The 6,000-nt window shown below is 47.9% G+C and carries 9 protein-coding genes; 7 read left to right on the top strand and 2 right to left on the bottom strand.

The genetic code is table 11. The features are described from left to right. Positions 1-217: helix-turn-helix domain-containing protein (locus tag B5D58_RS03465; protein ID WP_143779544.1), on the bottom strand; the 217-nt coding region annotated here is incomplete at its 3' end. Positions 218-492: 275 nt separating this feature from the next. On the opposite strand from B5D58_RS03465, the gene B5D58_RS03460 reads away from it, so the two are divergent. Continuing rightward, positions 493-753, top strand: a complete 261-nt coding sequence (locus B5D58_RS03460; RefSeq protein ID WP_041356746.1) for a type II toxin-antitoxin system Phd/YefM family antitoxin — start codon at positions 493-495, stop codon at positions 751-753. Between the two features lie 2 nt (positions 754-755). Further along, complete coding sequence (locus B5D58_RS03455) at positions 756-1,016, top strand: Txe/YoeB family addiction module toxin (protein WP_011111923.1); 261 nt, start codon at positions 756-758, stop codon at positions 1,014-1,016. 424 nt (positions 1,017-1,440) lie between these two features. Here the strand turns inward: B5D58_RS03455 and B5D58_RS13525 are convergent, their stop codons facing one another. Next, complete coding sequence (locus B5D58_RS13525; RefSeq protein WP_143023678.1) at positions 1,441-1,626, bottom strand: hypothetical protein; 186 nt, start codon at positions 1,624-1,626, stop codon at positions 1,441-1,443. A 584-nt stretch (positions 1,627-2,210) separates the two neighbouring features. Between B5D58_RS13525 and B5D58_RS03440 the strand changes: the two genes are divergently transcribed. The 5 genes from B5D58_RS03440 to B5D58_RS03420 are packed head-to-tail and all read left to right on the top strand — an operon-like array spanning position 2,211 to position 5,628. Continuing rightward, entirely contained in the window at positions 2,211-3,383 is a 1,173-nt protein-coding gene (locus tag B5D58_RS03440) for a nucleotide sugar dehydrogenase (protein WP_011111921.1), read from the top strand. Between the two features lie 8 nt (positions 3,384-3,391). Further along, entirely contained in the window at positions 3,392-4,477 is a 1,086-nt protein-coding gene (locus B5D58_RS03435; RefSeq protein ID WP_234988983.1) for a glycosyltransferase, read from the top strand. Further along, a complete protein-coding gene (locus B5D58_RS03430; protein WP_041356742.1) occupies positions 4,477-5,028 on the top strand; it encodes a hypothetical protein in 552 nt (183 codons plus the stop codon). The genes B5D58_RS03435 and B5D58_RS03430 overlap by 1 nt, the downstream gene beginning before the upstream one ends. 45 nt (positions 5,029-5,073) lie before the next feature. Further along, complete coding sequence (locus B5D58_RS03425; protein WP_011111918.1) at positions 5,074-5,316, top strand: hypothetical protein; 243 nt, start codon at positions 5,074-5,076, stop codon at positions 5,314-5,316. A gap of 21 nt (positions 5,317-5,337) precedes the next feature. Further along, a complete protein-coding gene (locus B5D58_RS03420; protein ID WP_011111917.1) occupies positions 5,338-5,628 on the top strand; it encodes an H-NS histone family protein in 291 nt (96 codons plus the stop codon). Positions 5,629-6,000 lie beyond the last annotated feature (372 nt).

Raw genomic sequence — 6,000 nt, 5'->3', positions numbered from 1 at the left:
CCGTCGCTTCTTCTACACGGTTCTTGATATTGGGCTTACGTCGGTTTGCATCTATCAGAGCTTCAACACCTCCTGTTTCCACAGCTGCCTGATAGCGATAGAAAGTATCGCGAGAAAAACCCATCACCTTACAGGCACGGGATACATTGCCAAGCTCAGCTGCCAGATTAAGCAAGCCAATCTTGTGTTTAATGATTTTATGATGAACACTGCTCATGGGATTACTCCTTTACGCTTTCGCGTTTGGTTGATAAAGATTCGCACCTCTATCAAACCGGGTAATCCCACCTCTTGGCAAGACCTGCTGTCAGATCAAATCTGAACTACTACACCTAAAGCTTTATTCTGACGAGAGCAGTTATGCCGTGCCGCTTGCGTTTGATCTTGCCGAATGTTCTATGAGAACCGTGACCTGTTCCCGTTTTCCAGCGACTTGTATTTTGTGTGTATCTTTTTTATACTTGTACAATTTATTGTGCAAATGAGGTTGCCATGAAGGTTGTTACTTATTCGCATGCGCGTAATGCGTTAAAGTCTATTTTGGATGATGTCATTCAGGATGCTGATGTAATTGTTATTAGTCGTCGCGATGCAGAAGGTGATGCTGTGGTGATGTCGCTGGATAGCTATAACAGCATCATGGAAACATTGCACTTAACCAGTAATCCAGCAAATGCCGCAGCCTTAGCCAAGGCAATTGCTCAGGATAAGGCAGGACAAGCACAAGACCACCCATTGCTTTCTGCCGATTAATCGTGCGTGCCATTCGTTTTGTTCCTGATGCGTGGGAGGCTTACCTTTACTGGCAAGACCAGGATAAAAAAACGCTCAGGCGATTGAATTCTCTGATTACTGCCGCTTCTCGTGATCCATTTGTTGGTATTGGCAAACCAGAACCACTGCGGGGTGAATTGTCGGGTTATTGGTCAAGACGTATCGATGAAACTAATCGTTTGGTTTATCGTGTTACTGATGTTGAGTTAGTGATTATTGCTTGCCGATTTCACTATGAATAATAAGGGACAGACTAAGCTAACCTGGGATGGACGGACACTTCAACAGGAGACAATGATGAAGGAGGTGTCCGATGGGAAGTAAGGGAACAAACAAGGTCAATCCGGAGAGGATGCGCCAGTGCTTCAGCGCGGAATTCAAGCGCGAGGCAGTGCGGTTGAATACTACAATTCTGAACAAGAGAATCTCGGATTACGATTTCAGGCCGAAGTTGTACGTGCTATAGGTCGGATGGTGCAGTATCCATCTTCATACCAAAAATAGGCAAATATTCCTCCCGCAGATGCCTGGTATATAAATTTCCTTATGGAGTGATTTACCAATATCAGGAAGATAAAAACGAAATCCTCATTGTTGCTATTGCTCACCTTCATAGAAAGCCCGATTGCTGGTATTCCAGAGATTCGTAAACATAACTGCCTGGTTTTACCCCATATTTTCGTGTGTCTTGTCATAACGAAGTCGTTTGGTCGTGTGGTAACCTCCGGTGCAGCCGTAACGAAACGGGCTGCTGGTTATTTTGGGTATCTTGCCCACTGTGCTGCGGATGAAACCACCTGGTATGCCTGCGAGCAGTTTGTGATCGGGCATGCCCGTAAGGCGGTTACCCATTTTATTTATTTGGCATGAGAAAAAGTGGCGAAATCTTCTCTAATTCTTGGGAATGATTGTTAGGTTCCTGATCTAAAGTATCTACAATGATTATTCGGGAGAGTGGGTGTTGTAAAGCAGGAAGTGGGAAACAGGGAGCGTGATGGTTGAGAAGCCGCAGCGAGAGCGCAGACTTCCTCTATAAGGCTGCCGACTTTCACGCTTCCGGGTATGAACGCTGTATCTGCCGGAACGATGCCACTCTGAATATTACCTGGCCGCAGCTGCAAATAGTACCGTTGATGTCTGCCAAAGGTGCTAAGGAACCTCTGAAAAACTACCTGCGTTGCCATTTCTGCGTTAAAAATCGGCTTAAAATGCTCATTTATCATGTATAAACTCCGCTTTTTACTCGGCGCCAGCGCCTCGCCCTACGGGCCAGCCTTACGGCTGTTCGATACGCTTTGCTTGCGTCACCGATTTTTGCCTTGAACTGATTGCCTCGTCGACGTTTTTCAGAGGTTCCCTAAAGGGAAGTCTTTTATTGAAGCTGGGGTATTTGATTAAGTTGCCACGCACTACCCACCAATTTACTACTTACTGAAATGAAAAAAATAACTATCGCTGGAACTGGTTATGTCGGTCTTTCCAATGCCATGCTGTTGGCACAGCACCATGCAGTGACTGCGCTGGATATCGATGCACATAAGGTGGAGTTGTTGAATAACAGGCAGTCTCCTATTGAAGATGCAGAGGTTCAGAATTTTCTGGCGCATAAGTCTTTGAATTTTACCGCTACGCAGGATAAGCAGCAGGCTTATGCCGAGGCGGATTGGGTGATCATTGCCACACCTACGGATTACGATCCGCAGACCAATTATTTCAATACCCGCTCAGTGGAGTCTGTGGTGCGTGATGTGTTAGCTATCAACCCACGGGCGGTGATGGTGATCAAGTCCACCGTACCAGTGGGTTTTACCCGGCGTTTGCGAGAAGAAACGGGTAGCGGCAACATCTTCTTCTCGCCCGAGTTTTTGCGTGAAGGTAAGGCGCTGTACGATAACCTGCACCCCAGCCGCATTGTGGTGGGTGAGTGCTCAGATCGTGCTCAGGTATTTGCTGATTTGCTGCGTGAAGGCGCTATCAAAAAAGATGTACCCGTGTTGCTGACTGACAGCACCGAGGCTGAGGCGATCAAGTTGTTTGCCAATACTTATCTGGCAATGCGTGTGGCGTTTTTTAACGAGCTGGATACTTATGCTGCTGTGCACGGATTGGATACACGCCAGATTATCGAAGGCGTAGGGCTGGATCCGCGGATAGGTGGCCATTACAACAACCCCAGCTTTGGCTATGGTGGTTATTGCCTGCCCAAGGATGCCAAGCAGCTGCTGGCCAATTATGCCCAGGTACCGCAAAACCTGGTGCAGGCCATTGTGGAGGCTAACCGCACACGCAAGGATTTTGTGGCGGATGATATTGTGCGGCGTAATCCCAAAGTAGTGGGAATCTACCGGCTGGTGATGAAAGCTGGTAGTGATAATTTCCGTGCTTCCAGTGTGCAGGGTGTGATGAAGCGGCTTAAGGCCAAGGGAATCGAGGTGGTGGTATACGAGCCGGTTCTGGATACGCCGGATTTTTATAAATCCCGTGTGATCAGGGATTTGGCCGCATTCAAGGCGATGAGCGATGTGATTGTGGCCAACCGCTGTTCAGCACAGCTCGATGATGTGAAAGATAAGGTTTATACGCGGGATTTGTTTGGTAATGATTTGTGACAAGATCAGTGCAGGGTTTTAAATCTCCGAAGTTACCAAGTATTCTGTTTTTCAACGTTAATGGCTCCGGTATGGGGCATCTGAACCGTTGTCTGGCGTATGCGCAACAGTTGAAAGGTCGGGCACGCCCTGTTTTCTTTTCTCTGGCGTCTGCTATTGAAATGATTGAGGAAATGGGGTTTGAGGCGGATTATTTTGTTTCTCATTTCTGGTCGGCTAATGCTTCGTTTCACTGGAATAGTGAGCTGACTTTCCGTTTTGGGCTGATGCTGGAGCGGGTACAGCCAAAGGTAATTGTGTTTGATGGTACCTGGCCGTTCCAGGGATTTCTGGCCGCGTGCAAAGCGCATGGTGCATCAGCCCTGGTTTGGTCTAATCGTGGCTTGCTTAAAGAAGACGTAATGCACGCGCCGGTGGATGAAAATCTGTTTGATCTGATTATTCAACCGGGTGAGCTTGGCGCAGTGAAGTCTGAGTTACCGCTTGAGGGTGGTGGTAAACGGGTAACGGTGCCGCCGGTATGTTTGCTGGAGTCCGAAGCGTTACTGGATAAAAAGCAGGCCCGCAAAGCACTGAATTTGCCGGAAGAGGGGCGTTTTGCCCTTTTTTCACTTGGGCCGGGCAATCTCAAGGATGTCAGCGGAATCGGCCATGGTCTGATCCGGTTGTTTACAGCAGCAGGCTTTCAGGTGATATGGGCGCGGGCGCCGATTTCTGTGCGTGATGTTGAATTGCCGTCTGGGGTGAAACCTGTTTCTGTGTATCCTCTTGCGCGATATCTCCGTGCTTTTGATGTTTTCATCGGGGCGGCTGGTTATAACAGTTGCTGTGAGCTGGTGCAGTCGGGTATTCCGGCGCTGCTGGTGCCTAATGATAAGTTGGCGGATGATCAGATACGCCGCGCGCAGATGGTGGCTGAGCTGATTCCAGCGGTGGTGTCGCCTTGCGAGACGGATACACAGCGCAGCGAGGCTGTCGCAGATCTGCTGAAAATGCTGGCTGATACCCCTGCTGAGAAGCCAGAGATACAGATGAATGGCGCTGCTTTGGCAGCAGAGGAGATTCTTGCTTTGCTTCCTGCGAGGAAGAGATGATGGATGTCGTCGAGGCCACACGTATTTTGCGAAGAGAGTTTGCTGTCTGGGGGAATCGGTTGGATCGATTTTTTCTGGCGCGTTATAGTTTGCTGGTAGACAAGCCACCGAAGGATTTTGGGAGTCGTCTGCAGCATCGGTTAAGACAATTTTTAGTATTCATTCACCTGGTACCACCGCGGGTGGTACGGAGAGCGTGGCTGCCAACCCTCAAGCACAGTTCTTCTGCCCCTGATGCCAGGGCTCTATTAATCTGGGCTCTCGGTATGGAGCGTGATTCGTTACGTAATGCTTGCCTGGGTTTCCAGCGCTTTCTGGCCAGCCGGCAGGATCTGGCACCTGTGTTAGTGACGGATGTAGCAGATTTTGCCTGGTTTTCGCGTCTGGGTTGGATGGTGGAATACCTGCCGGAGCTCGAAGGCAAGGGGTTGCCTTATCAGGAAAGAAAGCGCGATTATCTGGCGTGGCGTTATCGGGATGCTGTTGTTGTGCCTGCGGCGGCCGGTCTGCTGGATGAGGAGAACTGGAACAGATTGCTGCAGATGGAGTGAGTAATGATTCAGGGATAAATCGGGGAGTTTTGAGAACGGATCGGAATGGTTCGCGAAGAAGAGCTGTCTGTTATTATCAGCGATATCAAAGCAAAGATTGAATGGTATGACATTACTTTTGCGGAAGATTTATATAGGGTGGCGGATAGAAACGCTCCAAAACTAAAGAAGTTGCCTGTACAGGTTAAACATATAGAACTGCAAGCCATTGCTAACCGGGTATTCTGTGGCAGAATGCTCTTCCATTATTCGTCATTACGTCACAGAATCTTGCAAGGAAAAAATTAGAAAATAATTTAATTATCGAAAATGAAAAACTTAACCTATATTGAGATTCAGGAAGAAATCAAGAAATTGCAAAAGCAGGCAAATGAAATTCGTGCGAAAGAGATAGCCGATATTATTGCGGATATCAAAGTCAAGATTCAGCTATATGGCATCACTGAGAAAGATTTAGGCTTTGGTGAGAAGCAGAAAAAAACGATTTTTCCTCCTTTGTATAAAAAAGGTAATCGGACCTGGTCGGGGCGCGGGCGTCAGCCCGGGTGGATAAAAGAGCACCTTGAAGCAGGTGGGAATCTTGAAGAACTGTTGATGTAATTAATAAGCCTGTTTGAAGCAAGGTTGGGTTTGCTGATGACTATATGCGAATTCTAATCACAGTACTTGTGAAGTAGTTTTAATTAATCATGCAAATTGTAATTGCAATTTGCATGATTCCACACACAACTCAATAACATACAGAGTTTGGATAGCATTCAGCGTTTTGTGCGCTTATGTGCCGGCTGTGCCCGGCAGATACTCAACCTGTCCACTGCCTGCCGTCGATTGCGGTATCACCCATAACACCGCCAAGGTCTGGATTTCTGTACTGGAAATCAGCTATGTGCTTTTCTGCTACCTCCATACCCTGTCAATGAACGTCTGATCAAGGCCCCCGGGCTGTATTTCTGGCTGGTTTTCTTGCCTGGT

It is taken from the genome of Nitrosomonas europaea, from assembly GCF_900167395.1.
Taxonomy (GTDB): Bacteria; Pseudomonadota; Gammaproteobacteria; order Burkholderiales; family Nitrosomonadaceae; genus Nitrosomonas; species Nitrosomonas europaea.
Note: the sequence above shows the minus strand (reverse complement) of the source record. Positions and strands in the feature narration are given on the sequence as shown.

Coding starts and splice junctions, on each gene's coding strand:
- B5D58_RS03460 (WP_041356746.1), top strand. CDS start 493: ATGAAGGTTGTTACTTATTCGCATGCGCGTAATGCGTTAAAGTCTATT.
- B5D58_RS03425 (WP_011111918.1), top strand. CDS start 5,074: ATGGTTCGCGAAGAAGAGCTGTCTGTTATTATCAGCGATATCAAAGCA.
- B5D58_RS03440 (WP_011111921.1), top strand. CDS start 2,211: ATGAAAAAAATAACTATCGCTGGAACTGGTTATGTCGGTCTTTCCAAT.
- B5D58_RS13525 (WP_143023678.1), bottom strand. CDS start 1,626: ATGGGTAACCGCCTTACGGGCATGCCCGATCACAAACTGCTCGCAGGC.
- B5D58_RS03420 (WP_011111917.1), top strand. CDS start 5,338: ATGAAAAACTTAACCTATATTGAGATTCAGGAAGAAATCAAGAAATTG.
- B5D58_RS03430 (WP_041356742.1), top strand. CDS start 4,477: ATGGATGTCGTCGAGGCCACACGTATTTTGCGAAGAGAGTTTGCTGTC.